This is a genomic window from Campylobacter sp. BCW_6460 (assembly GCF_001762705.1).
In the GTDB taxonomy this organism is placed as follows: domain Bacteria; phylum Campylobacterota; class Campylobacteria; order Campylobacterales; family Campylobacteraceae; genus Campylobacter_D; species Campylobacter_D jejuni.
Genome location: NZ_MJXI01000041.1, coordinates 47,093 through 72,890, shown reverse-complemented (window position 1 = coordinate 72,890; position 25,798 = coordinate 47,093). Strand labels below are relative to the sequence as shown.

27 protein-coding genes and 4 tRNA genes are annotated in these 25,798 nt (G+C 31.1%); 26 read left to right on the top strand and 5 right to left on the bottom strand.

The features are described 5' to 3' along the window. Window positions 1-3: 3 nt before the first annotated feature. Genes hisD through hisIE form a run of 6 tightly spaced genes read left to right on the top strand, consistent with a single transcriptional unit; the run spans window position 4 to window position 5,034 of the window. Window positions 4-1,290, top strand: a complete 1,287-nt coding sequence (hisD, locus tag AJ881_RS08935; protein WP_070283256.1) for a histidinol dehydrogenase — start codon at window positions 4-6, stop codon at window positions 1,288-1,290. Beyond that, window positions 1,287-2,345 (top strand): bifunctional histidinol-phosphatase/imidazoleglycerol-phosphate dehydratase HisB, encoded by a 1,059-nt coding sequence (gene hisB, locus AJ881_RS08930; RefSeq protein WP_070283257.1) that lies wholly within the window; start codon window positions 1,287-1,289, stop codon window positions 2,343-2,345. The genes hisD and hisB overlap by 4 nt, the downstream gene beginning before the upstream one ends. Further along, window positions 2,342-2,929 (top strand): imidazole glycerol phosphate synthase subunit HisH, encoded by a 588-nt coding sequence (gene hisH / locus AJ881_RS08925; protein ID WP_002862245.1) that lies wholly within the window; start codon window positions 2,342-2,344, stop codon window positions 2,927-2,929. Before hisB ends, hisH begins: the two co-directional genes overlap by 4 nt. Then, window positions 2,926-3,660: a 1-(5-phosphoribosyl)-5-[(5-phosphoribosylamino)methylideneamino]imidazole-4-carboxamide isomerase gene (gene hisA, locus AJ881_RS08920; protein ID WP_070209926.1), complete on the top strand. Its 735-nt coding sequence runs from the start codon at window positions 2,926-2,928 to the stop codon at window positions 3,658-3,660. Before hisH ends, hisA begins: the two co-directional genes overlap by 4 nt. Next, entirely contained in the window at window positions 3,642-4,409 is a 768-nt protein-coding gene (gene hisF, locus AJ881_RS08915) for an imidazole glycerol phosphate synthase subunit HisF (RefSeq protein WP_070283258.1), read from the top strand. The genes hisA and hisF overlap by 19 nt, the downstream gene beginning before the upstream one ends. A gap of 1 nt (window position 4,410) precedes the next feature. Then, window positions 4,411-5,034, top strand: a complete 624-nt coding sequence (gene hisIE, locus AJ881_RS08910) for a bifunctional phosphoribosyl-AMP cyclohydrolase/phosphoribosyl-ATP diphosphatase HisIE (RefSeq protein WP_060816468.1) — start codon at window positions 4,411-4,413, stop codon at window positions 5,032-5,034. A gap of 23 nt (window positions 5,035-5,057) precedes the next feature. Here hisIE and AJ881_RS08905 read toward each other — a convergent pair whose 3' ends face one another. After that, entirely contained in the window at window positions 5,058-6,218 is a 1,161-nt protein-coding gene (locus tag AJ881_RS08905) for a tetrahydrodipicolinate N-succinyltransferase N-terminal domain-containing protein (RefSeq protein WP_070209923.1), read from the bottom strand. A 25-nt stretch (window positions 6,219-6,243) separates the two neighbouring features. Next, window positions 6,244-7,350: an Mrp/NBP35 family ATP-binding protein gene (locus AJ881_RS08900; protein WP_070283259.1), complete on the bottom strand. Its 1,107-nt coding sequence runs from the start codon at window positions 7,348-7,350 to the stop codon at window positions 6,244-6,246. Between the two features lie 122 nt (window positions 7,351-7,472). Here AJ881_RS08900 and AJ881_RS08895 point away from each other — a divergent pair, with 122 nt between their 5' ends. From AJ881_RS08895 to prfA, 6 genes are all read left to right on the top strand, one after another. Further along, complete coding sequence (locus AJ881_RS08895; RefSeq protein WP_044794390.1) at window positions 7,473-8,588, top strand: bifunctional 2-C-methyl-D-erythritol 4-phosphate cytidylyltransferase/2-C-methyl-D-erythritol 2,4-cyclodiphosphate synthase; 1,116 nt, start codon at window positions 7,473-7,475, stop codon at window positions 8,586-8,588. Then, entirely contained in the window at window positions 8,585-9,472 is an 888-nt protein-coding gene (locus AJ881_RS08890) for a response regulator (protein WP_002866587.1), read from the top strand. The genes AJ881_RS08895 and AJ881_RS08890 overlap by 4 nt, the downstream gene beginning before the upstream one ends. Beyond that, window positions 9,450-10,610, top strand: a complete 1,161-nt coding sequence (locus AJ881_RS08885) for a sulfate adenylyltransferase (RefSeq protein WP_052858807.1) — start codon at window positions 9,450-9,452, stop codon at window positions 10,608-10,610. Before AJ881_RS08890 ends, AJ881_RS08885 begins: the two co-directional genes overlap by 23 nt. Before the next feature lie 4 nt (window positions 10,611-10,614). After that, on the top strand, window positions 10,615-11,115 hold the full coding sequence (locus tag AJ881_RS08880) for a phosphatidylglycerophosphatase A (protein ID WP_002858951.1): 501 nt from the start codon (window positions 10,615-10,617) through the stop codon (window positions 11,113-11,115). 78 nt (window positions 11,116-11,193) lie between these two features. Continuing rightward, a complete protein-coding gene (gene rpsT / locus AJ881_RS08875) occupies window positions 11,194-11,457 on the top strand; it encodes a 30S ribosomal protein S20 (protein WP_002856547.1) in 264 nt (87 codons plus the stop codon). Window positions 11,458-11,475: 18 nt separating this feature from the next. Continuing rightward, window positions 11,476-12,543 (top strand): peptide chain release factor 1, encoded by a 1,068-nt coding sequence (gene prfA, locus AJ881_RS08870; RefSeq protein WP_002858952.1) that lies wholly within the window; start codon window positions 11,476-11,478, stop codon window positions 12,541-12,543. A gap of 13 nt (window positions 12,544-12,556) precedes the next feature. On the opposite strand, the gene AJ881_RS08865 is transcribed toward prfA, so the two are convergent. Beyond that, window positions 12,557-13,312 carry a HugZ family heme oxygenase gene (locus AJ881_RS08865; RefSeq protein ID WP_070283260.1) on the bottom strand — a complete coding sequence of 252 codons (756 nt, stop codon included), beginning with the start codon at window positions 13,310-13,312 and terminating at the stop codon, window positions 12,557-12,559. A 193-nt stretch (window positions 13,313-13,505) separates the two neighbouring features. Here AJ881_RS08865 and AJ881_RS08860 point away from each other — a divergent pair, with 193 nt between their 5' ends. From AJ881_RS08860 to AJ881_RS08845, 4 genes are read left to right on the top strand one after another with little or no spacing between them, the layout of a single operon-like run. Next, a complete protein-coding gene (locus tag AJ881_RS08860) occupies window positions 13,506-15,638 on the top strand; it encodes a TonB-dependent receptor (RefSeq protein ID WP_070285360.1) in 2,133 nt (710 codons plus the stop codon). Continuing rightward, the gene (locus AJ881_RS08855; protein ID WP_070283262.1) at window positions 15,613-16,599 is read left to right on the top strand and encodes a FecCD family ABC transporter permease; all 987 of its coding nucleotides are present in this window, start codon (window positions 15,613-15,615) and stop codon (window positions 16,597-16,599) included. The genes AJ881_RS08860 and AJ881_RS08855 overlap by 26 nt, the downstream gene beginning before the upstream one ends. Beyond that, on the top strand, window positions 16,599-17,375 hold the full coding sequence (locus tag AJ881_RS08850; protein ID WP_002871290.1) for an ABC transporter ATP-binding protein: 777 nt from the start codon (window positions 16,599-16,601) through the stop codon (window positions 17,373-17,375). Before AJ881_RS08855 ends, AJ881_RS08850 begins: the two co-directional genes overlap by 1 nt. Continuing rightward, a complete protein-coding gene (locus tag AJ881_RS08845; protein ID WP_070283263.1) occupies window positions 17,372-18,178 on the top strand; it encodes an ABC transporter substrate-binding protein in 807 nt (268 codons plus the stop codon). The genes AJ881_RS08850 and AJ881_RS08845 overlap by 4 nt, the downstream gene beginning before the upstream one ends. On the opposite strand, the gene AJ881_RS08840 is transcribed toward AJ881_RS08845, so the two are convergent. Further along, window positions 18,175-19,032: a radical SAM/SPASM domain-containing protein gene (locus AJ881_RS08840; protein WP_044278227.1), complete on the bottom strand. Its 858-nt coding sequence runs from the start codon at window positions 19,030-19,032 to the stop codon at window positions 18,175-18,177. The genes AJ881_RS08845 and AJ881_RS08840 overlap by 4 nt on opposite strands. 165 nt (window positions 19,033-19,197) lie before the next feature. Here AJ881_RS08840 and AJ881_RS08835 point away from each other — a divergent pair, with 165 nt between their 5' ends. After that, entirely contained in the window at window positions 19,198-20,457 is a 1,260-nt protein-coding gene (locus AJ881_RS08835; RefSeq protein WP_052949859.1) for an MFS transporter, read from the top strand. Here AJ881_RS08835 and mutY read toward each other — a convergent pair. After that, window positions 20,450-21,463, bottom strand: a complete 1,014-nt coding sequence (gene mutY, locus AJ881_RS08830) for an A/G-specific adenine glycosylase (protein WP_070283290.1) — start codon at window positions 21,461-21,463, stop codon at window positions 20,450-20,452. The two genes, AJ881_RS08835 and mutY, sit on opposite strands and share 8 nt — an antisense overlap. Before the next feature lie 159 nt (window positions 21,464-21,622). On the opposite strand from mutY, the gene AJ881_RS08825 reads away from it, so the two are divergent. The 9 genes from AJ881_RS08825 to AJ881_RS08785 all read left to right on the top strand — a co-directional run bounded on the left by AJ881_RS08825 (window position 21,623) and on the right by AJ881_RS08785 (window position 25,793). After that, complete coding sequence (locus tag AJ881_RS08825; RefSeq protein ID WP_070285359.1) at window positions 21,623-22,246, top strand: hemerythrin family protein; 624 nt, start codon at window positions 21,623-21,625, stop codon at window positions 22,244-22,246. A gap of 3 nt (window positions 22,247-22,249) precedes the next feature. Beyond that, window positions 22,250-22,849: a bacteriohemerythrin gene (locus AJ881_RS08820; RefSeq protein ID WP_052949861.1), complete on the top strand. Its 600-nt coding sequence runs from the start codon at window positions 22,250-22,252 to the stop codon at window positions 22,847-22,849. A 31-nt stretch (window positions 22,850-22,880) separates the two neighbouring features. After that, window positions 22,881-23,633, top strand: a complete 753-nt coding sequence (locus AJ881_RS08815; RefSeq protein ID WP_002871238.1) for a hypothetical protein — start codon at window positions 22,881-22,883, stop codon at window positions 23,631-23,633. 71 nt (window positions 23,634-23,704) lie between these two features. Then, window positions 23,705-23,779 (top strand) — tRNA-Gly (locus tag AJ881_RS08810). Window positions 23,780-23,788: 9 nt separating this feature from the next. Beyond that, a tRNA-Leu gene (locus AJ881_RS08805) sits at window positions 23,789-23,877 on the top strand. Between the two features lie 18 nt (window positions 23,878-23,895). Further along, window positions 23,896-23,969: transfer RNA gene (locus tag AJ881_RS08800), tRNA-Cys, on the top strand. A gap of 21 nt (window positions 23,970-23,990) precedes the next feature. After that, window positions 23,991-24,078: transfer RNA gene (locus tag AJ881_RS08795), tRNA-Ser, on the top strand. Between the two features lie 202 nt (window positions 24,079-24,280). Then, window positions 24,281-25,291, top strand: a complete 1,011-nt coding sequence (gene ribD, locus AJ881_RS08790; RefSeq protein ID WP_079463296.1) for a bifunctional diaminohydroxyphosphoribosylaminopyrimidine deaminase/5-amino-6-(5-phosphoribosylamino)uracil reductase RibD — start codon at window positions 24,281-24,283, stop codon at window positions 25,289-25,291. Further along, entirely contained in the window at window positions 25,272-25,793 is a 522-nt protein-coding gene (locus AJ881_RS08785; protein WP_052949868.1) for a hypothetical protein, read from the top strand. Before ribD ends, AJ881_RS08785 begins: the two co-directional genes overlap by 20 nt. Window positions 25,794-25,798: the final 5 nt, after the last annotated feature.

The window sequence follows — 25,798 nt, the reverse complement described above, 5'->3', positions numbered from 1 at the left end:
AAAATGCAAATTTTAGTATATGATAATTTAGATGAAAAACAAAAAGAAGAAGCGTTAAAACGCCCTGCTATAAGTGCGAAAGATGAAATTTCAAAAATAGTAAGTTCTATCATTAAAGAAGTGCAAGAAAAAGGCGATGAAGCTTTGATAGAACAAGCTTTGAAATTTGATAAGGCTGAAATTTCAAAGATTAAAATCACTCAAAAAGAAATCACTCAAGCAAGCAATCGTTTAGATAAAGATTTACAAGAAGCTATTTTAGTGGCTTATGAAAATATCAAAAAATTTCACGAAGCCCAAATCCCACATGAAATCGCTCTTGAAACTACAAAAGGCGTTAAATGTGAGGTTTTAACACGCCCTATAGAAAAAGTAGGACTTTACATACCAGGGGGTTTAGCACCTTTGTTTTCAACGGTTTTAATGTTAGCTATCCCTGCAAAAATTGCAGGTTGTGAAAAAATCGTTTTAGCAAGTCCTGCAAAAATCAATGATGCCGTGCTTTTTTGTGCCAAGCTTTGTGGTGTGGATGAAATTTATCAAATGGGCGGTGCAGGAGCTATAGCAGCTTTGGCTTATGGTACACAAAGTGTTTTAAAGGTGGATAAAATTTTTGGCCCAGGAAATGCCTTTGTAACCGAAGCAAAACGCCAAGTAAGTAGCGATATAAATGGAGCAGCTATTGATATGCAAGCAGGACCTAGTGAAGTTTTAGTAATAGCTGATGATTTAGCTAATGAAAAATTTGTAGCTAGTGATTTACTTTCACAAGCTGAACATGGTGCAGATTCTCAAGTGATTTTAGTGTGTTTAAGTCAAGATTTTGCTAAAAAAACAAGCGATGAAGTCCAAAGTCAATTAGAACTTTTACCTCGTAAAGAACTTGCAAGCAAAAGCATTGCTAATTCACGCATTATCATAGCTAAAGATTTAAATCAAGCCTTGGAAATTTCAAATCTTTATGCCCCTGAACATTTGATCATACAAACTCAAAATCCACGTGAACTTTTAAAAGGTGTAAAACACGCAGGATCAGTATTTTTAGGAGCTTATTCCCCAGAGTCTATGGGTGATTATGCAAGTGGGACTAATCATGTTTTACCTACTTATGGACTTACTAAAACGCATTCTAGTTTAGGTTTGGCAGATTTTAGTAAAAGAATGACCGTTCAAGAGCTAAGCAAAGAAGGCTTTCTAGCTTTAGGTAAAAGTGTTGAAATTTTAGCACAAAATGAGCATTTAGACGCACACAAAAACGCTGTAACTTTTCGTTTAGAGAGCTTAAAATGAGTCAAAAAATCCTTTTTATAGATAGAGATGGCACTTTAATAGAGGAGCCAAAAAGCGATTTTCAAATCGATACTCTTGAAAAATTGCGTTTTGAAAAAGATGCTATTCCTACTCTTTTAAAACTAAAAAATTTTGGATTTAAATTTATCATGGTAAGCAATCAAGATGGTCTTGGAACGCCGAGTTTTCCAAAGGAAAATTTTGAAATTGCTCATGAAAAAATGCTTGATATTTTAAAAAGTTGCGGTATAGAATTTCAAGATATTTTTATTTGTCCGCATTTTGAAAATGAAAATTGTGCTTGTAGAAAACCTAAAACCGCTATGTTAGAAGAGTATATCAAACACGAACTTTATGACAAGGAGCAAAGTTTTGTTATAGGAGATCGTGAGAGTGATATGATTTTAGCTTCAAATTTAGGTGTGCGTGGTTTAAGATACGGCGAACTTTCTTGGAAAGAAATAGAAAATGAAATTTTAAGTTCTTTTAGAAGTGCGAGTTATCAAAGAACTACCAAAGAAACAGATATAAAAGTAAAAGTGTGCTTAAATGGGGGCAAGGTTAGCATTAAAACAGGTATTGATTTTTTTGATCACATGTTAGAGCAAATCGCTGTACATGGAGGTATAGGGCTTGAAATTTCTTGCAAAGGGGATTTAGAAATCGATGAGCATCATAGCGTTGAAGATGTAGCCTTAGCACTTGGAGCTTGCATCAAAAAAGCCTTAGGGGATAAAATCGGCATTGCAAGATATGGTTTTGCTTTACCTATGGATGAGTGTTTGGCAAGTTGTGCGATGGATTTTTGCAATCGCCCTCATTTAGTCTATAAAGCCAAATTTAAAAAATCTCATTTAGGAGCTTTAAGCACAGAAATGATCGAGCACTTTTTTTATTCTTTAAGCTATGCTATGGGTATAAGTTTGCATTTAAAAGTTAAAGGCAAAAACGATCATCATAAAGCTGAAGGGCTTTTTAAAGCCTTTGCAAAAGCTTTGAAAATGGCAGTAAAAATAGAAAGTGAAAATTTAGCCAGCTCTAAAGGAGTGATATGAAAATTATCATCATCGATACAGCCTGTGCGAATTTAGCATCTTTGAAATTTTGTTTGGATAGATTAGGTTTTAATGCAACTATCAGTAGGGATTTAAAAGAACTTGAAAGTGCGGATAAGCTTTTTTTACCTGGAGTGGGTACTGCAAAAGAAGCGATGAAAAATTTAGAACAATTTAATCTTATTGATTTTATTAAAAATACCAAAAAACCTTTACTTGGTATTTGTTTAGGTATGCAAATTTTAGGAAATTTTTCCGAAGAATTAAATCAAGAAACCTTAAAACTCATAGATTTTACAACTCAAAAATTTAAAGCTAAAGAAGGCTTTACTTTTCCACATATGGGATGGAATCAAGTTCATAGCTCTCATGCTTTGTTTAAAGGTTTAGAAGGGGCTTATTTTTATTTTGTGCATAGTTATTGTGTAGGACTTGGAGAATACACTATAGCAGATTGTGAGTATTCGCAAAAATTTAGCGCAAGTGTAATGAAAGATAATTTTTACGGGGTGCAATTTCACCCTGAAAGAAGCAGTGAAGCGGGAGAAATTTTAATTTCAAATTTTATTAAGGATATAGGATGACTCAAATCATACCCGCACTCGATCTTATAGATGGCGAAGTGGTGCGTCTTGTAAAAGGGGATTACGAACAAAAAAAAGTATATAAATACAATCCCTTAAAGAAATTTAAAGAATACGAAAAAGCAGGAGCGAAAGAACTTCATCTTGTAGATCTTACAGGCGCAAAAGATCCTAGCAAAAGACAGCTTGTTTTGATAGAAAAATTAGCTAAAGAAGTCAGTGTCAATCTACAAGTAGGTGGAGGCATACGCTCTAAAGAAGAAGTTAAAGCTTTGCTTGATTGTGGAGTAAAAAGAGTAGTGATAGGATCTATGGCGATTAAAGATGCGACTTTATGTCTTGAAATTTTAAAAGAATTTGGTAATGAAGTTATAGTTTTAGCCTTAGATACGATTTTGAAAGAGGATTATGTTGTGGCTGTAAATGCTTGGCAAGAAGCAAGCGATAAGAAGCTTATGGAAGTTTTAGATTTTTATAGCAATAAAGGCTTAAAACACATACTTTGCACAGATATTTCAAAAGATGGCACCATGCAAGGAGTAAATATAAGACTTTACAAACTTATCCATGAAATTTTTCCTAATATTTGCATTCAGGCAAGTGGTGGAGTAGCAAGCTTAAAAGACCTTGAAAACTTAAAAGGAATTTGTAGTGGGGTTATCGTAGGAAAAGCTTTATTAGACGGAGTTTTTAGCGTAGAAGAAGGGATAAGATGCTTACAAAACGCATAATTGCATGTTTAGATGTCAAAGATGGCAGAGTAGTAAAAGGAACACAATTTAAAAACCATAAAGATATGGGAGATATCATAGAACTTGCTAGGTATTATTCTCAAAATGGCATTGATGAGCTTGTTTTTTATGATATTGCTGCAAGTGCTAGAAAAGAACGCATATCAAGAGAATGGGTAAGTGAAGTAGCAAAAAATATCAATATTCCTTTTTGTGTTGCAGGGGGTATTAAAAGCGAAGAAGATGCAGCTGAACTTTTAGCTAATGGGGCAGATAAAATTTCTATCAATTCTCCTGCTTTAAATGATCCAAGCCTAATCACACGCCTTGCTAAAAGCTTTGGCGTGCAATGCGTAGTAGTAGGGATTGATAGCTTCAAAGATGAAAATGGAAATTTAAAAATATTTCAATACACAGGCGATGAAAAAACAAGCAAGTATAGTGGAAAAAGCACTTTAGAATGGGTTAAAGAAGTGCAAGATCTAGGTGCAGGCGAAATTGTTTTAAATATGATGAATCAAGATGGCGTTAAAAATGGCTATGATTTAGAACAATTAGAAGCTGTATATAAAATTTGTAAAGTACCTTTGATCGCAAGTGGGGGAGCGGGAAAAATGGAGCATTTTTTAGAAGCTTTTAAACTGGGTATAGATGGGGCTTTAGCTGCTTCTGTTTTTCATCAAAAACTTATAGACATTAAAGAATTAAAAATTTATCTTAAAAATCAAGGTTTAAGTATAAGGATATAATATGCAAAATTTCAAAGAACTTAATGAAAAAATTGCTTGGCAAAAAGTGGATCATCTTTTACCTGTCATCATCCAAGATGCAAAAACTTGTGAAGTTTTAATGCTAGGCTTTATGAATAATGAAGCCTTAGAAAAAAGCTTAGAAAGTGGCAAAGTAGTCTTTTTTTCACGCACAAAACAGCGTCTTTGGATGAAGGGTGAAGAAAGTGGAAATTTCTTAAATATCGTAGATTTAAGCTTAGATTGTGATAATGACACGCTTTTAATTTTAGCAAATCCTGTAGGACCTACTTGTCATACGGGCGATATTTCTTGTTTTGAAAAAATTTCTAAAAATGCGGATTTTGTTTTTCTAGCCAGACTTGAAAAGCTTATCAATGCACGCAAAAATGCCGATGAACATACTTCTTATACAGCAAAACTTTTCAAAAGTGGCACAAAACGCATCGCACAAAAAGTTGGTGAAGAAGGCGTAGAAACAGCTTTAGCAGCGACAGTAAAAGATAAAGAAGAGCTTATTTGTGAAGCAGCGGATTTAATGTATCATTTAAGTGTTTTACTTGCAGATGCAAATCTTAGTTTCTCAGATGTGATTTCAAAGTTGAAAGAAAGGCATAAAGCTTAAAGCTTTATGTAAATGAATTTATATCAATGCAAGGCTTCGTTAAGTTTGACTGCTTTTTTATTTAAAGCTACTATCATAGCACCACTTATAGAATCTTGACGGAAATGTAGTCCATTTAAACCTTTAAGCTCTAAGCCTTTGTAAATTTCTTTATCAAAATTAAAATAAGGATTAAGTTTAGCAAGTTCTTCGGCATCTTTGAGTAAAAATTTCGTTCCTTCTAGCACCGCAATACCTGCATCAACTATACAATTATCCCCTAAAGGAATTCCTGTCACTGAATTAGCCCCTAAAAGACAAGCCTTGCCTACGCTTATAGCATTACCACTTGTTCCACTTAAAACACCTAAAATCGAAGCTCCGCCACCTACATCAGAACCTTCTCCTACTATAGCACTTGAACTAATACGCCCTTCAACCATACAAGCTCCTGTTGTACCTGCATTAAAATTCACATAACTTGCCCCTGGCATGATGGTTGTTCCTGCTGCTAAAGATGCACCCATTCTTACTTTAGAACTTTCTAAAATTCTTGTATTATCCTCAGGGATAATATGTGCTAAAAATCTTGGAAATTTATCAACAAAATCGATTTTTGGATATTGATTGCTCATTTTTAAACGCATTTCATTTGCTCTTAAATACTCAAGCTCGATAGGTTTATCATCGCTCCAAGCTACATTGCTTAAAAGTCCAAAAGCTCCATTTAGATTGATACTTCTTAAAGGCACTTTTTTAGTAGAAAGCAAATAAAGTTTTAGATAAACACTTTCTACACTTAAAGGTTCTTTATCCTCAAAAAGACAAACAAAAGCAAACTCACCATCTTTAAATTTATCTTTGATAATCTTTAATAAATCAATATTTTGATGCCCCTCTTCTTCTAAAAAAGGTTTAAAACAAGAAAGTGCAAAATCAATATCTTCTAATTTCAAAGTTTGCACAAACTCACTCGCATTAAAATCAATCTCCGCACCCCTTTGCATAAAAGCTTCAAGCATGATTGCCGCTGAGCCAAAATTTTGCTCGTAATTAATTAAAGCAAAACTTGCTTGCAAGATTTTATTTTTATTTAGCTGTCCTCTATCAAGCCTTGCTATACCAAAAGCTTTAGGTTTTTTATAACCACTTTTTTGCTCAATTTGTTTGATTAAAAGTAAAAAATCTTCTTTAGTATTAATCATTTTCTTTTCCTTATCCACTTAATTTTTAATGCGAACACGCACTTTTTCCATTCATCACAGGTTGTATAGCAGAATTATCCGCACCACCTTCATTGTTAATCTTTTCTATAAAGCTCCAAATTTTTTCAGCCGCCATTAAATAACGCTTTGAACTCACACTTTCAGGGTGATAAAAACTCACAGGCTTGCCTTCATCTCCACCTTCTCTTACTATCATTTCTATAGGAATTTGCGCTAAAACTTCACTTTTATAAGCTTTTGCCATATCCTCAGCCGTTCCTTTGCCAAAAATATCATACTCTTTACCATTATCAGGACATAAAAATCCACTCATATTTTCAATCACACCCGCTATAGGAATGTGAAGCTTATTAAACATATCTAAAGCTCTTTTGCTATCGTCTAAAGATACGGTTTGAGGTGTGCTTACACAAACTCCTGCAGTAATAGGAATACTTTGTGCAGAAGTAATTTGTGCATCGCCTGTTCCTGGAGGCATATCTAAAAACAATACATCAAGTTCAGGCCAAATCACATCAGCTAAAAGTTGCTCGATTGCTTTCATAATCATAGCTCCACGCCACATAAGACCTTGACCCTCTTCAATCAAAACCCCCATACTCATCATATAAACACCATGAGTTAAAATAGGCTTTAATCTCTGCCCTACTACTTCAGGCTGAGTTTTGGTTTCACCTAGCATTCTTGGAATATTTGGCCCATAAATATCCGCGTCTAAAATACCTACTCTTTTTCCCATTTTAGCCATAGAAATTGCTAAATTTACTGTAGTTGTAGATTTGCCCACACCACCTTTTCCACTTGAAACCATGATGAAATTTTTTACTTGTGGAGCGATATTTTTTCCACTTCTTGAATTACTTTTTTCTTCAGGAATTTTTGGAGTAATGATATTAAGTTCAATACTTTTTAAAGCCAAACTCGATAAAGCTTCAGTAACATTTTTACGAATTTCATTAGCTACTTCAGGATTTGCTGAAACGATTTCTATATCAATAAATACACCATCATCTTGAATTTTAATATCTTTTACAAAATTAAAACTCACTATATCCTTTTCAAAGCCAGGATATTTTACAGTTTTTAATTTCTCTAAAATTTGTTCTTTCATGTCTTTTCCTTGTTTTTTAAAAAAATCAATTTTACTAATAAAATGATAAAATTTAGCTTTTTATAAGTGTATAATATGGTAACATTATAAAAACCAACAATATTAAAAAGAGGAATGAAAAAATGAGTGAAATGAGCCTCATTATGTTAGCAGCTGGAAATTCTACTCGTTTTGACGCAAAGGTAAAAAAACAATTTTTACGACTTGGAAATGACCCTCTTTGGCTTTATGCAACAAAAAATTTAAGCTCTTTTTATCCTTTTAAAAAAATAGTTGTTACTTCTAGTAATATCGCTTATATGAAAAAATTTACTAAAAACTATGAATTCATAGAAGGTGGTGATACCAGAGCAGAATCCTTAAAAAAAGCCTTAGAGCTCATAGATAGTGAATTTGTTATGGTAAGCGATGTAGCAAGGGTATTGGTGAGTAAAAATTTGTTTGAGCGTTTGATTGAAAATTTAGATAAAGCAGATTGTATTACCCCTGCTTTAAAAGTTGCAGATACAACGCTTTTTAACAATGAAGCCTTACAAAGAGAAAAAATCAAACTCATTCAAACCCCGCAAATTTCTAAAACCAAATTACTTAAAAAAGCCTTGGATCAAAACCTAGAATTTACAGATGATAGCACAGCTATAGCTGCAATGGGTGGAAAAATTTGGTTTGTTGAAGGTGAAGAAAATGCAAGAAAACTAACCTTTAAAGAAGATCTTAAAAAGCTTGATTTGCCTACACCTAGCTTTGAAATTTTTACTGGCAATGGTTTTGATGTGCATGAATTTGGAGAGAATCGCCCTTTGCTTTTAGCAGGAGTGCAAATTCATCCTACTATGGGGCTTAAAGCACACAGCGATGGAGATGTTTTAGCTCACTCTTTAACCGATGCGATTTTAGGTGCTGCAGGACTTGGAGATATAGGAGAGCTTTATCCTGATACTGATATGAAATTTAAAAATGCCAACTCCATGGAGCTTTTAAAACAGGCTTATGATAAAGTCAGAGAAATAGGTTTTGAACTCATTAATATAGACATTTGCGTCATGGCACAAAGCCCTAAACTTAAAGACTTTAAACAAGCTATGCAAAGCAATATAGCTCATACTTTAGACTTGGATGAATTTAGAATCAATGTTAAAGCCACAACAACGGAAAAATTGGGTTTTATTGGAAGAAAAGAAGGTATGGCGGTGCTTAGTAGTGTAAATTTAAAATATTTTGATTGGACAAGATTATGAAAGTTTTAATTATTGAAAATGAAATTTATCTAGCACAAAGCATTAGCATTAAACTAAGTGATGCTGGATATAGCTGTGAAATTATCAACTCGTTTGATGAATATAATGGTGAAAAATACTATGATATTGTACTGCTTTCTACAAATACTAATAATTTTCTAAAAGCCGTAGGTCAGTTTAAACATAGTATTATTATTTTGCTTATTTCTTATATAAGTACAGATACAGTTTCAAATCCTTTGAAATTAGGTGCTAGTGATTACATTCAAAAACCCTTTATGATAGAAGAGCTGATTAGAAAAATAAAGCATTATCAAGATTTTAGAAAACTTTCAATCCTTAATAAAGCTTATCAAAGCTACATCAAATCAAGATTAGAAACAATCAAAATTCCAGAGTATAATTATAAAAAATTAAAACTTCCATTGATATTAAAATCCAACAAGCAAAGCAGTGCTGATGCTTTTGTTTTTAATTATGCAAATGAATGTGACATTACTCTTTCTTTTATTGATTTAACATCTACAAATTCAGTTGAAAAAGTTATGAAACTTCCCACAGAAAACAATCTTTTATTTTTAAGTAATTTTCAAGCATTAAAAGCAACAGAAAAGGAAAAACTCCTAGATTTTATACAAAACAAAAATGTTATTTTGCATACCAATTCAAATACAGATGATTTAAAAATAAACTGTATTAATTTAAATGATAATGAAAAAAATATCGATAGCAATGAAATTTTAACCATAGATGAGTATGTAAAATATGTTATTATAAACTACCAAAATATATTTCCTGATACTGATCTTTCAAAAAAATTAGGCATTTCACGTAAATCTTTATGGGAAAAAAGGAAGAAATATGAAATCAGCAAGAAAAAATAAAAACATTACCATAGATCAAAATCAATTTGGCATCTTATCACTTATTAAAGAAGGTTTATTAGGTACTTGCACTCATTTAATGAATGAAAAAGAAGTCAATGAAATCATTAAATCAAGAAAATTTAAAGGAGAAAGTTTTCCCTATCCCTTAAGCTTTGCACCAAAAAATGCTGAAGAAGCAGTAAATGATATAAAATCTGGCGATAGAATCGATCTAATACTAGATGAAAAAGTAGTAGGACATATAGATTTTAAAAGCCAATTTAAAAATAATAAAAATTTTTCTGATATTTTCAGTCCTAACACTTGCTCTTTAGAAGATATGGGGACAACTTGCATAAGTGGAAAAATAGAAATTTATAATTCTCAAATTAAAAAAATAAAAGAAAATTTTCAACAAATCAAAAACAATCTTAATGCACAAAAAATTACCGCTATAGTTTCAAGTTTTGATCCTTTGCATCGTGCCCATGAAAGAATGTTTCGTTGGACTATTGATAAAGCAGATTTAGTTGTAGTTTTTCTTGTAGAATCTTTTGATGCAAATGGGTTTGAATTCGAACTTAAAGAAGCTTATTTGAAAAAATTTATTCAAAACTATCTTCCACCGGATAGAATTTTCATTTTTCCATTAAAAAATATTAATATTTTTCACGCCCATTTAAATCCTGGCTTAGAAAGCATTATCGCAAAAAGTCTAGGTTGTACCAAACTAGTAGTAGGACAAAATCATACAGGACTTGGAATGTTTTATGATGATAATCAACCAAAAACCATACTTGATGATTTTTCCAAGGATTATGGCATAGAAGTGATTGTTTTGCCTGAATTTGTATTTTGCGATCAATGTCGCATGATTGTTAGCACAAGATCTTGCCCTCATGGTTGTCATCACCATTTGCACTATAATTCTCAGTCTTTAAAAGATTTGTTAAGAGCGGGTATCATTCCTCCAGCAATTTTCATGCGCAAGGAAGTATCTAGTGTTATCTTAACTTCTCTTTTTCCAAATAGATTAAAAAATATGCAAAAAATTTATAATGAGCTTTTTCCAACTGATGGAATTTTAGAATACAAAAATGATGAAGAATTTTATCAAAAACTTTTAGAAATTCATCAAATGTCTTATATGGTGTAACAAAATGCAAAAATTATTTTTAACTTTTTTTTATTCAGGTTCTATAAAAAAGGCAAGTGGGACTTTTGGTACTATCGCTGCTTTAATACCTGCTTTTTTTATACTTAAATATCTTGGGATTAATACTTTGTTTTTACTAAGCATTTTAATTTTTGTTGCAAGTATTCGTGTTATAGATGATTATGAAAAAAAAACAGGAATTCACGATGACAAACACATAGTTATCGATGAAGTTGCTGGGGTTTTTCTTGCTTGTGCTATTGCAGCAAGTGTCGAAAACTCAATAGTCAATTTTATTTTGGCTTTTGTTTTATTTAGACTCTTTGACATTACAAAACCTTCTATTATTGGCAAGATAGATAAAAAAGTCAAAGGCGGACTAGGTGTAATGCTTGATGATATGCTAGCAGGATTGTTTGCTGGACTTTTAAGTGCGGTAATTTATGGATTTTTACTTAAATTTAATTTAGTTTTTTGGGATATAAATTTAAAAGATTTATTTTGAAATTTTGCTTAAATTAATTAAATTTTAAATTTTATTCTTATATAATTTAGTCTTTAATTTCAAAAAAGGAAAATATAAATGGCAAACCATAAATCTGCTGAAAAAAGAGCAAGACAAACTATTAAAAAAACAGAAAGAAATAGATTCTATAGAACAAGACTTAAAAATATAACTAAAGCCGTAAGAGAAGCTGCAGCAAATGGAGATAAAAATGCTGCTAATGAAGCTTTAAAAGTAGCTAATAAAAGCATTCATGCTATGGTAAGTCGCGGTTTCATTAAAAAACAAACTGCTTCTCGCCGTGTAAGCCGCTTAGCCCTTTTAGTAAATAAAATCGCATAATTTTCTATATAATTTTTAATGTTAGCTAGCAAACTAGATCCTTTTTTAAAACGCTTTGAAGAGTTAAATTCTCTTCTTAGCAGTTCTGATATACTCAACGATATCAGTAAAATGACTACACTCTCTAAAGAACAAAAAAATTTAGAACCTATCGTTTTAAAAGCTAAAGAGTATTTAAAAACTTTAGACAATATAGAAGAAAATAAAGCTTTGCTAAACGATCCAGAACTTGGGGAACTTGCAAAAGAAGAACTAAAAACTTTAGAAGAATTAAAACCGAAACTTGAAGAAGAGATTAAAATTTTACTTCTTCCTAAGGATCCCAATGATGAAAGAAATATTTTTCTTGAAATTCGTGCAGGCACAGGTGGAGATGAGGCATCTTTATTTGTAGGAGATCTTGTAAAAGCTTATGCAAGATATGCTGAAAATCGTGGCTATAAACTTGAGATTGTAAGTTCTAGCGAAGGAAGTGTAGGTGGATTTAAAGAAATCATCATGCTTGTTAAAGGAACAGGGGCTTATTCAAGACTTAAATATGAAGGTGGAACGCACCGTGTTCAAAGAGTTCCTCAAACAGAATCCCAAGGACGCGTGCATACTTCTGCTATCACCGTGGCAGTAATGCCAGAAGTTGATGATATAGAAATTGAAATCAATCCAAACGATCTTAAAGTTGATGTGATGCGATCTTCAGGACATGGTGGACAAAGTGTAAATACTACTGATTCAGCTGTTCGTATCACTCATATCCCTACAGGTATAGTTGTAGTCAATCAAGATGGAAAAAGCCAACACAAAAATAAAGAAAGTGCGATGAAAGTCCTAAAAGCAAGGCTTTATGAAATGCAAGAGAGTGAAAGACTAGCAAAAGAAAGCGAAGCAAGAAAATCACAAGTAGGAAGCGGAGATAGAAGCGAACGCATTCGCACTTACAATTTTCCACAAAATCGTATCAGTGATCATAGAATAAATCTTACTTTATATCGCTTAGATGCCATTATGCAAGATGGGCTTTTTGATGAAATCATAGAACCTTTAATCACTCATCATCAAGCCCAAGCTTTACAAGAACAAAATTTATAAGATTTTATATAAATTAATGCTTATGTGGGAATTTATGTGGATTTCCACTAGCACCTACATGTAAAACATTTCCATTTTCTATATCATAAGCTTGACCAAAACCTTTTACAAAGCGTCCTTTTTTAAATTCAAGCTTTACTAGATGAAAATCAAGCATCTTGCGTATAGTTTTAATGCCTCCTTCTCCTCCGGTTTGTTTTTCAAACTCATCATAAATTTGATCAAATCTTTCACCTCTCTCTAAAAAGCTTGCATTTACTCTATAGCGCAATCTTTTGCGAAGTATAACAGAAGCAGCTTTACTCTCATCCTCTAAAAACATTATTTCTATATTGTTTGGATTTACTTTGATGTTGTTAAAATGTTCACTTACTTCACTTATATAAATATAATTTCCCCATTGTGTGCTTACAAAAGGTGCATACGAGCAAACAACTTCTCCATTTGCATTTAAAGTTGCCAAAGCTACAGAATTAAAACTTAGCATAAATTCATTTAATTCTTTTTCTACGCCACTAAAATTTTGCTCGCTCTTTGCACTCATGCAAAGGGATATTATAGTATCTTTAATCGTGTTTTCATCGGCTTTTTTAGGAAATTCCACTCGTAAATTTTCTTTATCATTGTAAACAAGATCCAAGCCATTAAAATCAACACTTTTTAGAAAAACATCTTGCACTTGCTCAATACCACCAAATTTTTTACAAAGATCAACTAAATTTGATTTATGATGATCATTCATATGAGAAATAATGCTTTCAAAATTCATTTTTATCCTTTCTTGATTTTAAAATAAAATATTAAAAAAAATGGTATCAATTATCAAATTAAAAATAACTTAAAATATAAAAATTATCTATTTTAACAAAAATTTATACTAAATTAAGTTAATAAAGGATAAATTTCGTTCTAAATTATTATGATATAAATTATCATTATTTATTTTATTTAAGGAGTAAAATTTGCACCCAAATAAAAAAGCTTTTAAATTATCTTTATTTGCATTATTGCTAATAACTAATTTAAATGCGCAAGAATCAAATGAAGCCATCAATCTACAAAAAGTTGTTGTTAGTGCAACAGGTTTTGAGCAAGATGCGGACTCAAATTTACGCAATGTAATCAGCATAGAAGGTAAAGATCTGCAAAATAAAGGTTATGTTTCCTTAGAACAAGCCTTAGAAAGAATTTCAGGCATTAGTTTTGTAAATTTTGGACTTGGACGCAATATAGATATGCGTGGACAAGGAGATAAATCCAATATAGCTGTAAAAGTTATGATCGATGGGCGTGCTATTAATGTTCTTGATAATTCCCATGGTGTGACCCCACTAGATAGTATCAATTTAGATAATGTAGAACGCATAGAAATCATACCTGGGGGTGGTTCTGTGCTTTATGGAAGTGGTACTAGAGGGGGCGTGATTAATATCATTACAAAAAAACAAAAATCAGATGCTTTTGCTATAAATTTAAAAAGCAGTGCTTATGATCATGGTGGACTAGGTGGAAATTTAGGTATCAATGGCGCCAAACAAATAAATGAAAATTTAGCTTTTAGCTTTGATATACAAAGTTTTAACCTTGATGGATATCAAGAAGGTTATAATGAAAAAGGTTATTTTATCAACACAAAAACCTATATTGATATCAATGATAATAGCGATTTAACTTTGGGTTATAATTATTTTAAAAGCAAAAATACCAGCAGTGGCTATCTAACAAAAGCACAAGCTCAAAGCGATCCAACCCAAAAAGGCAATAGTGACAATATCACACAAATCAATCGCCCTGAAATTTCTTTGGATTATCATTACTATTTTGATGATATATGGGAATTTAACCTAGAAGCTTTTTGGCAAAATCAAAAGATCAATTATCTAAAAGATGAAATTTCTATGATGGGAACTACAGCTTATCAAAATGGAAGTGGTTTTGAAGACACACTTACAGGGATAAGTTTAAAAAACAAACTAAATTATGCAAATAATTCTTATTTTATTTTTGGTTATGAATTTACAAACCATGATGCAAAAAGAAAGAGTTTGGTGTATTATAGCGTTCCAGGTGTCATAAATTATCACAGGATGACAACTTTAATGGATATGACTAAACAAAGCCATTCTATTTTCGCTCTTGATTCTCATAATTTTAATGAATTTTTTACTTTATCCGGTGGAGCTAGATATGAATTTAGCACTTATAATACCGATAGATCTTATAGAAATGAAATGAGTATGAACATACCCCGACCCCCATCATCTAATATTATAGACTCAACAACCCTTTTTGATACCAATAAAAACACCAATAATTTTGCTTTTGAAATCACTCCTAACTTTAAATACTCTGACACAGGCAATCTTTATCTTAAATACGAAAGAGGTTTTGTTTCTCCTACACCTGCTCAGTTTGTCAATCGCAACAACAACACTAGTAGTGGAATACCACCCTATTATTCGTCGAACCTAAAAGCTGAGATCTTTGACACCTTTGAACTAGGAATTGATGATTTTTGGTGGGATTTTTACGGCTTTAATCTAACTTTATTTTACACCCTAAGCAAAGATGAAATTTCTTATCTTGGAAACCCTCATTCTACTAGTGGATCTTGGTGGAAATATTATAATATAGATCAAACTCGCCGTTTAGGAGTAGAATTAAGCCTGAGTCAAAATTTCTTAGATGATGATTTAATCTTTAGAGAAAGTCTAACTTATCTTGATGCTAAAATTTCTAAAGGTGTTAATGACGGCATGAGAATTCCTTATGTTTCAAAAATCAAAGCCACAGCTGGACTCGAATACGCTTGGAATAAAAATTTCTCAAATTTTATTGATCTAACCTATTTTTCTAGAGCAAAAGATGGTGGAACCATAGATGAAAATACAGGAAAAATGTCTAAAAATTCTTGGATAAGGGATTATTTTTTAACAGATATTGGTATGAAATATAATTATAAAAAATTACAAATTTTAGCAGGAATTCGCAATCTTTTCGATAAAAGATACTACACCTATCAAGACAGTATAAATGATCAATACCTAGTTGGAAATGGCAGAAACTACTATGTTGAATTTAAATACGCATTCTAAAATTTTAGTGATTATAGGGCTTTTTGTAGCTTATATAATCGCTTCTTTTACAGCACTTTGCTTAGGAGATGAGAATTTAAACCCAAAAGAACTTTTTTCATATATCTTTAGCCAAGATGAAATTTTAAGACAAATCATCATAGATGGACGCTTGCCACGCATTATAATGGCGATTTTAATCGGTATGCTTTTAGCTAGTAGTGGGGCTATCACTCAAAATGTATTTTCAAATCCTATAGCTGATCCTTATATCATAGGTATAGCTTCTGCGGCAACCTTTGGAGCGGTTTTGGCGTATTTGTTAAAATTGAATGATTATTATTATGGAATTTTAGGTTTTGTTTGCTCTGCCTTTTTTGCCCTAGGAGTTTTTAAAATTTCTTCTAAAGCTTCTATAGCAACTTTACTCATTATCGGCATAGCAGCTTCATCTTTTTTAGGAGCTTTTACTTCTTTTTTCACTTATCTTATAGGCGAGGATTCTTTTAAAATAGTCGCTTGGCTTATGGGAAATATAGGCAATGCTTCTTGGTTTCGTGTGGGAATTTTAATCTTGCCTTTAATTTTTTGTTTGTTTTATTTTTACGCTCATAAAAACGAATTAAACATACTTTTAAGCGGAGATGATGAAGCTAGAAATCTAGGGGTAAATGCTCAAAAATTAAAGATAAATTTACTCATCGTCTCATCTTTGGCTGTATCTTTTGCGGTTGCTTTTAGCGGACTTATAGGCTTTGTTGGACTCATCATTCCTCATACTATAAGACTTTTGCTTAAAAATTATGATAATGCCTTAGTTATCCCTTTATGTACAGCATTTGGAGGATTATTTTTACTTATTTGTGATACTTTAGCAAGAACTCTTTTAGCCCCTGTGCAAATTCCGATTGGAATCCTAACTGCATTTTTTGGAGCTCCTATTTTTTTATATTTGACTTTAAGCGCTAGGAGATTTTTATAATGCTAAAAATACAAGATTTAAGCTTTGCTTATCACCAAAAAGATTTACTAAAAAACATTCATTTAGAACTTAAAAACCAAGCTTTTATAGGAATTTTAGGGCCAAATGGCTCGGGCAAAAGCACTCTTTTAAAACTTATACTTAAAAATTTAAGTCCAAATAAAGGAGAGATAAGTCTTTTTAACACAAATATCAAAGATTTTTCTCTTAAAGAATTTGCCAAAATTTGTGGCTTTGTGCCTCAAAAATCAGAATTAAACACCCCTTTAAAAGTCATCGATGTGCTTTTAATGAGCAAATATGCGAATTTAAAACACGCTTTTAGTTCTTATTCTAAAGAAGATATTTTAGAAATTAAAGAATTTGCTAAGGATTTAAGACTTGAAAATTTTCTAGAAAGAAGCATACTTTCTTTAAGTGGGGGTGAATTTCAAAGAATGCTTTTAGCAAGAGCTTTGCTTAAAAAGCCAAAAATTCTTTTTTTAGATGAACCTACTTCAGCCCTTGATTTAAACTATGCTATAGAGCTTTTAACTCTTTGCGAAAAACTAGTTAAAGAAAAAAATATAGCCGTTGTTTCTATCTTGCATGATTTAAATTTAGCTTCTATGTTCTGCGATAAAATCCTTTTTTTAAAAGAAGGGGAGATAAAGTATTTTGGAACGAGCAAAGAGCTTTTTACTCAAGAAATTTTAAAAGAAATTTATGATTTAAACTGTGAGATTATTTATAAAAATTCTAAACCTTATATTTTAGCTTTAAAGGAGAAAAAATGAAAAAAATTTTAATTATTATGAGTTTGTTTTTAATCACACTAAATGCAAAAGAACGCCTTGTAGTGCTTGATCCTGCAAGCATAGAAACCCTTTTTATGCTTAAGGCTGAAGATCAAATCGTAGGCATTGCCACTTTACAACACTCAAATATCTATCCTAAAGATCAAACCTCAAAACTTACAAGCGTAGGCACTTTTTCAAATCCTTCACTTGAAAAAATAGTAGCACTAAAACCAAGTTTGGTGATTTTAAGCTCTTATTCTTTAAATTTAGAAGAAGGACTTAAAAATTTTGGTATCAAAAGTATCAATTTAAAAGCCGAGCGTTTAGAAGATATAACAAAAAATATCACAACCTTGGGCCAAATCACCAAAAAAGAAAAAGAAGCGGAGCTTTTAGAACAAGAATTTACCCAAAATTTAAAAAAATTAAGCGATAAACCCTTAAATAAAAGTGCGATTTATCTTTATTCTAGCAACCCTTTAATGGCCTTTAATGATAATTCTTTAATAGCTGATATTTTAAGACTCATAGGGATTAAAAATTTAAGTCCGCAAAGTCAAATTTCAAGACCTGTTATATCAGCAGAATATATACTGAAACAAAATCCAGACATACTCATTCTTGGAATGAATGCCAAAAACAATCTTTTAGATACAAATGCTTTATTGAAAAATACCAAAGCAGTTAAAACAGGAAGTATTTATTTTAACAAAGATACACATATATTATTACGCCTTAGTCCTAAGATAATAGATAGAATTCAAGAATTTAAAACAAAGCTAGAAAATAACAATTTTTAATCACCCAATCTTGCTTTAAAAAATTCGCAAGTTTGACAAAGTTTTTCTATGCGTTTATCTTCTTCAAAAGCTTTTTTCATCATCTTTATACGCGGTGATTTAAAAAGCTTATCAAAGTTATTTTCAAAAACATTTCCCAAGTTAATATCTGCTTTAGTATCCAAACAGCAAGGCACTAAACTTCCATCACTTAAAATCCCAATTTGCTCTTTTAAAGCATGACATTTTCCTTTTTTATAAAGGGGTTCATCTTTTAAATTTGGCCATTTAAAAAGTTTATTTTGATGAAGCAAAATATGTCTTTGCAAGCGATTTTTACTTAAGTTTGTATCGATCTTAACTTCAAATTCTTTAGCTAAAAACTCATAAATTTTTAAATTTGACTTAGGTGCTTTAAAATTAGCATCTAAATTCCAAAGTCTTAGATTGATAAAAGAAAGGCTTTTTTGCTCTAAATGCTTTTTGCAAAGTTCTAAAATAGGCTTAAAATACTGTTCTAAAGAAATTTTGCTTTGACTTAAAAAAGACATTAAAGAAATATTGATTTGATGGATATTCTCATACCCTAACAATAAAGCTTGATTTTTAGAATTTAAATAAAAGCCGCTTGTAGTGATTTCAAGTTTCATAGCTTCATCTTTTGCGATTTTTAGATAATTTTCCAAATTAGGTAAAAGCAAAGGATCGCCCAAAAGATGAAAGGTAAAAAGCTCAGCTTTATTAGAAATTTCATAAGCTAAGTTTTGAAATTTTTCTTCACTCATTACCCCGCGAATTCCTTTTTGAGAAGGACAAAAATCACATTTTAAACCACAAATATCGCTTAATTCTATATATATTTTTTTAAATTTCATTATATTTCCTAGAGTAAACATTTTACCAAAATTTATGAAATTTATTAAAATATGTAACATTTTTATCGATATTTTTATCTTTTTTATTTCTCTTCTTTATTTTTAAATATATTAAACAAAAATCACACTATACTTAAATAAAAATCTAAAATTAAGGAAGGGTTTATGCAAGAGCTTACTCGCACGAAAAAAATTCGCTCTATTATTGCTGCAAGTAGCGGAAATTTAGTAGAGTGGTTTGATTTTTATATCTATGCTTTTACAGCAACTTATTTTGCTCATACTTTTTCAACTTCAGATAATCCTGTTATCCAGCAAATCAATGCCTTTGGGGTTTTTGCAGCAGGGTTTTTTATGCGTCCTATAGGTTCTTGGCTTTTTGGCTCTTTAGCTGATAAAGTAGGTCGTAAAAAATCTATGGTTATATCAGTGGTTTTAATGGCTTTGGGCTCTTTTATGATAGCAGCCTTACCAAGCAAAGATACAGTGGGAGATCTTGCTATTATCTTACTTTTAATAGCAAGACTCATTCAAGGTCTTAGTGTAGGCGGGGAGTATGGCATAGCAGCTACTTATCTTTCAGAACTTGCTACAGAAGGAAAACGCGGTTTTTACTCATCTTTTCAGTATGTAACCCTAATAGGCGGTCAACTTTTGGCCGTTGCAAGCATTAGTATAATGTTTTTATTTTTTAGCATTGATGATATGAAAGATTATGCTTGGAGAATACTTTTTGTAATAGGTGGAATTTTAGCACTAGGCTCGCTTTTTGTAAGAAAAATGATGAATGAAAGTGCTACAAAACTTCACCAGCATGAAGATCGTGGTACTTTAAAAGCATTATGTAAATCTTGGAAACCTTTTTTAATGGTGCTTGGAGTTACTTCTGGAGGTTCTTTAGCTTTTTATACTATTACAACTTATACTAAAACTTTTATGGAAAATACGGGTATGGATAAAATGCTTGTTAATAATCTTTTCTTAGGTGCTTTATTTATACTAATGATCATTCAACCTCTTTTTGGATATATAGGAGATAAAATAGGTCACAAACGATCTTTAATTGTATTTTGTATTTTGGCATTGGTAGGAATTTATCCTATTTTTTCACTTATAGCCAATAACGCACAAAATAATTCTTCTTTGACATTTATGTTAGTGGTATTATTGTTTGTTATTTTAAGTTTTTATACTTCAGTTGCGGGGATTTTTAAAGCAAAACTTTTTCCTGAACATGTAAGAGCTTTAGGGACAGGTTTAGGTTATGCTATTGCAAATGCTGTTTTTGGAGGATCTGCTCCTTGGGTTGCTTTGCAATTTAAAAATGCAGGTATAGAAAATGGCTTTTTTATCTATATAGCTATTTTTACAATCATCATGCTTATAGCTACTTTATGCTTGCCTAAAAAATCAGAGCTTAATTAATTTTTAACGCTTTTAAAGAAAGTGCCGAAAGCGCGGTACTTTCTAACTCTTTTAAGGTTTTAAATTCATAATTTTTATTTTCATTGTTTAAAATTTGATGATAAACCTTGATATGAAGTTTATACTTAGTATAGCCGTGCTTAAACTCCCCTATAAAACTCATATCTTTAGAAAGTTTATACTCTCCTTCTTTAAAAAAAGGAAAATTATACATACCCTTATAAAGCTTATCTTGGCTTTTCTGTATCGCAAATTTTTTATTAAATTCAAACAAAAAAAGATTTAAATTTAAACTCTCATAAAGTATTTTTTTAACTCTTGGATAAAGCTCTGTATTAAATTTACCTTGACAAAAATCATACAAAGGACAAATTCCACACTTTGCATTTTTACTCACACAAACCAAAGCCCCTATATCAAGCAAAGCTTGGTTGTGATCAAAGGCATGATTTAAATTTAAAAGCTCTTTAGCTCTTTTTTCAAGTTCTTTCATACTAGGATTTTCTAAAGCAAAAAGACGAGAAAACACACGGCGTATATTACCATCAACAAAAGAAACTTTTTGATCATAGCCAAAACAAGCTATAGCGCCTGCTGTATAAGCTCCTATACCGCTTAATTTTTTTAGATCCTCAACTTCTTTGGGTAATTTAGCTTCAAACTTATCCATGCATTCTAAGGCTGCCTTTTTTAAATTTCTAGCACGAGTGTAGTAGCCAAGCCCTTGCCAAGTCTTTAAAAGCTCATCTTCATTAGCATTAGCCAAACTTTCTAAAGTAGGAAATTTTTGCAAAAAGGGGAAATAAAACCTTTCTAAAACTGATTTAACTTGAGTTTGCTGAAGCATAATTTCGCTGATATAAACCCCATAGGCTCTATCAATATGCTTTAAACTTTCATCACAATTTTGACTTTGTAAATTACGCCAAGGTAGAGTTTTGCGTCCATTTTTTTCATACCAAAGAAGTAAATTTTCTTGTAGTTTTTCAAGCTCTTTTTTTTGCATAAATGAGAGTATAACAAAAAATTTTAAAACTTTTGTAAGCATATAATTTATTATATTTTTTACCATTAAAAATGTTTTATAAAATCAAAATTTTTGATATAATTTTACCATATGATTTAAATGAATTCCAAGGATTGGAAAAATGGATGGTAAAGACTAATCCCTATTTGGGATGAGCGCTATAACATCAATAATCAAAAAATCGATACTCAGCATAAAAGACTTTTTGAGCTGGCAGCACAAGTTGAAAATGCTGTTTTTAAATTTGTTAAACGAGATGAATTAAAAGAAATTTTAATTGAACTCTTTACTTATATGAAGGAACATTTTCATGACGAAGAAGAATTTATGCAAAGCATTCAGTATCCGCGTCTTTATGAACACAAACAAATGCATAAAAATATTATCTATGAAATGTCTCAACTAATACAGAATATAAAAACTACAAACGACCTTAAAGAAAAATTATATTCAATTATGTCAAACTGGCTATCTAAACATATACTAAGCCATGATGTAATGATAGTTACTTGGATTAATGAGAATTTAATAAAAGATCAAGAAAAAACACGAGCTCCAATTAACCGAGAACAGATTCAAGAACAAATTATGATGTATGAAGAAAATTTTGAATTTATTTATTCTTGCCCATGTCAAATAAACCATAGATTAACTTTTAAAGACCATGTAAGTGTAATGAATGATGGTAAAGTTATGAAATGTAAAAAATGTCACAAACTTTTGATTTTTGTCAAAAGCGAAGAGAAAACTTACAAAGGATAAAATTTGCTTCCAAAATGGGATAAAAGCTATAGTGTCCGAAATGGAAAAATTGATGATCAACATAAAAAACTATTTGAATTAGCAGCCAAAGTTGAGCATATCTTTGATAAACCTGTAAATAGAAATGAAATTAAAATTTTACTTACAGATTTTTTTAACTACATGAAATACCATTTTAACGATGAAGAAAAATACATGATATTTATTAGATATCCTGATTTTGAAAGACATCGTAGAATTCACAAAGAAATTATTCAATCTATGGTAGAAATCATTCAAAACATAAAAACTACAAATGATTTAAAAGAAAAACTTTATACCATGGTAAAAAAATGGCTTTTAGAACATATACTTTATGAAGACATGAAAGTAGAACAATGGAGAATAGGAGCTTTAAGCTCTGAAGATGGAGCTGATATAAGCTTTGAAGAAATAAAAGATGGAGATGAAGATGAAGCAGTTATTTATTTTTATACTTGTGATTGTATAGGACAAATGCATGATGTACCTTTTGGAATTCATAAAAAAATTCAGAGTGATAATGCCAAATTTAAGTGTAAAAAATGCAAAAATCCTATAAAATTTTTTAAAAAAGGATATTAATTTTAAAAATTAAATTATATAAGGATATTAAATGTTAGCTTTTTTTAAAGGTTTAGGCGTGGGTTTTTTATGTTTATTACTTTTTGTTGCGGGAGTAGTTTTTAATGTAGAATTTTTAGGCAAAAAAGACTCTAATCATGATTTATATTTTTCAAGAAATATAGAAGTAGGAAATACACTAAAACCCGATATTTTATATGCAAATATTAATTTTTGGGCAAATGAAAATTTAAGTTCAAAAATCACATTAGACAATAGTGAAAAAGCCGAAATCACAAATACTTTCAATCAAATTTTAGAACGCTCAAAAAAAGAAAATTTTTGTAGCGGAGGAAGTTTTTCTTTAGAACCTAATTTTTCCTATAAAGATGGTATACAAACTCCAAAAGGCCAAAGATTTGATGCGAATTTAGAATGTGAATTTAAAGAAAACCAACTTGCAGATTTTAACAGGCTTTTAAATGATATCAATTCTATCATAGCTAAAAATAATTTCATCAGCGTTTCAACACCAGCCATACAAACAAAATTTTCAAAAGATACACTAAACAACAACAAAGAAAATCTCTACAAAGAGCTTTTAAAAACATCATACGAATATGAAAAAACTTACTCTTTGGATCTTAATAAAACTTGTGTATTGAAAAATTTACAAGTAAATACAAATGCCAATATCGCACCTAGAATGCTAAATACGAAATCTGATAATATGGAACTTTCATCTCCAATTATCGGCGAAAAAGAACAAATTTTAAGTGCAAAAGCTTTATTTATTTGCAAATAACTTAAGGCAAAATAAACTCCTTTTAAGTTTATTTTGTTATACTTTTATCTTCAATTCTTTCAGAAATTTATGCGGGAATAGCTCAGGGGTAGAGCACAACCTTGCCAAGGTTGGGGTCGCGAGTTCGAATCTCGTTTCCCGCTCCATAATCACCCGCCCGGGTGGTGGAATTGGTAGACACAAGGGACTTAAAATCCCTCGGAATTTTTCTTCCGTGCCGGTTCAAGTCCGGCCTCGGGCACCACTTTTTCAACATTATCAGGGCGACATAGCCAAGCGGTAAGGCATGGGCCTGCAAAGCCTTGATCTCCGGTTCGAATCCGGATGTCGCCTCCAAAAGGCAAAACTTTACTTTATCGGGAGATGGCTGAGTGGTCGAAAGCGGCGGTCTTGAAAACCGTTGAGGGTCACACCTCCAGGGGTTCGAATCCCTTTCTCCCGGCCACCAAGACTTTCTAATTTATCAATTATATCATTCCTGAAATTATAAAGGATACTACAAATGAAAAATAATACTTCAGTCTTACTATTTTTGTTATATCCTAAAAAACTTAGAAAAACTATGGCTAATATAATTAAAAATAAGAAATACAAATGGAAAATTTAGAATTTATTATCTTAAAACAAAAATATAAAATTTTAAAAATATGTCAAATTTTAAAATACAAGGTAGGCAAATGAAAGAATTTTATATGAATTTAGCTTTAAATGAGGCTTGGAAATATCAGTTTTTAACCTATCCAAATCCGGCTGTAGGCTGTGTAATCTTAGATAAAAATGAAAAAATTTTAGCCATAAAAGCTCATGAAAAAGCTGGATTGGCTCATGCAGAACTTAATGCCATAGCTCATGCTTTTAAAAGCTTAAGACCTGAAATTTCATTGCCTAAAGAAGCAAACGCTTTACATGAGTTTATTTGTAAAAACCATCAAGGTGTATTTAAAGATAGTATAGCTTTTGTGACACTTGAACCTTGCTTTCATCAAGGAAAAACGCCTCCTTGCGCAAAGCTCTTTAGCGAGCTAGGTTTTAAAAAAATTTTAATCAGCGTTAAAGATGAAAATAAAATCGCAAGCGGTGGAGCTGAGTTTTTAAAAAAACAAGGTGTAGAGGTTGAATTTGACATACTTAAAGAAGAAGGGGAAAAACTTTTAAAACCTTTTTTAAAATGGCAAAAAGGGCAATTTAAACTTTTTAAATTAGCCCTTTCTATGAACGGCTCACCTTTTGGTAAAATCGTAAGCAATGAGCTAAGTCGTACTTATGCACATAAAATTAGAGCAGTGATTGATTTGCTTGTAGTCGGTGGAGAAACCATAAGAAAAGATCACCCTATACTAGATGCTAGGCTTTGCAAAGCAAAAGCGCCTAATCTTTGTATCTTAAGCCGTCAAAATATAGATAATTTTGATAAAAATATCCCTTTATTTAAAGTTCCAAACCGCCAAATTTATACCCAAATTCCAAGTGAGACTAAATTTTTAATGTATGAGGGTGGAGAAAATTTTCTCAAAATCTTTAAAGATGAAATAGATATGTTTTTGATTTTCCAAAGTTCAAGTTTAAATGATGAAAAAAATGTTACAATACCTTTAAATTTCAAGCCACTTTATAGGAATTTTTTAGGGAGTGATACTTATGGCATTTATGAACTTTAGTGGATTTTTTTATGCAAGAAATGATTTAAGATTATTTAAAATAGAAAAGAAAAATGAATTAAAATCCTTTTTTTACAAAGACTACACCTTATCAAGCTACAAAGATGCTCTAAATTTAAACAATGAAATCTTTTTTTATAAAAGTTTAAAAGAAAGCTTATTTAAAGAAAATGATGAAATTTTAGTTTCAAATTTGGGTAAAAAGATCATACTTTTTAGAAATTTCACTCAAAATTGTGATAATTTTAATGAGGCAAAATTAAAACAAATATTGCTTTTATTTTTTTTATTATTAGCGAGTGTATTTTTTGCAAGTTTGGCTATGATTAATGAATTTGGAGCCATAGATCTTGTTTTTTTAATGATTTGCTTATTGCTTTTAGTGATGGGAGCAATCAATCTTGGCTTGCTTTTTAAGCAAATTCGTATTCTTAAAAGTTTTTCCAAAGAAGAAATGAAAGAATTTTTAAGTCAAAGGATGAAAAAATACACTAAAGTGTAAAAACA